1 protein-coding gene is annotated in these 591 nt (G+C 62.9%); it reads right to left on the bottom strand.

The features are described from left to right. Window positions 1–591, bottom strand: a 591-nt coding sequence (locus PMI09_RS10325) for a DDE-type integrase/transposase/recombinase (RefSeq protein WP_007792427.1), incomplete at both ends; no start/stop codon positions are given.

Below are 591 nucleotides of genomic sequence, written 5' to 3'. Positions count from 1 at the left end.
TTCTCTTGCGGATGGCCCGGCCTGATGCGCTCGAGCGCGATGCCGAGCCGCAGCCACCAGACCGACAGCTTCGACAGATTGTAGAGGCCGTTGGGGCTGGCGAACGGCAGGCCGTTGTCACTGCGGATCGCGCTTGGCAGGCCATGTTCGGCAAACAATCGGCGGAACGCCTCGAACACACCCACCTCCTTTGTCGATTCGAAGACCTCGCAGGCAAGCAGATAGCGTGACACCTGGTCGGTGACCGTCAGCGGGTAACAGTATCGGCCGTCACCGAGCTTGAACTCGCCCTTGAAGTCGGCACACCACAGATCGTTCGGCGAAAGGGCCTGTGATAAGGCCGTTCCCTCTGCCCGATAACGCTGTCGCTGGCGGGCATGAGCGACCAGCCCGTGCCGGTCAAGAACGGCATGCACCGTGCTCTTCGACGGCACGCGCACATCGCCGGCCAGACGCTTCACCAAAAGCTCTCTGATCTTCCTGGCACCCCAATGCGGCTTCTCCTTCTTGAGCCGCACAATCATTGCCTCCACCGGCTCGGGCAACTGGTTGGCGTAACGCACCGGCCGTCGAGACCGATCCGTCAGCGCC

The sequence above is a fragment of the Rhizobium sp. CF122 genome (assembly GCF_000282035.1).
In the GTDB taxonomy this organism is placed as follows: domain Bacteria; phylum Pseudomonadota; class Alphaproteobacteria; order Rhizobiales; family Rhizobiaceae; genus Rhizobium.
The sequence above is the reverse complement of the archived record's forward strand: the minus strand, read 5'-3'. Positions and strand labels throughout refer to the sequence as shown.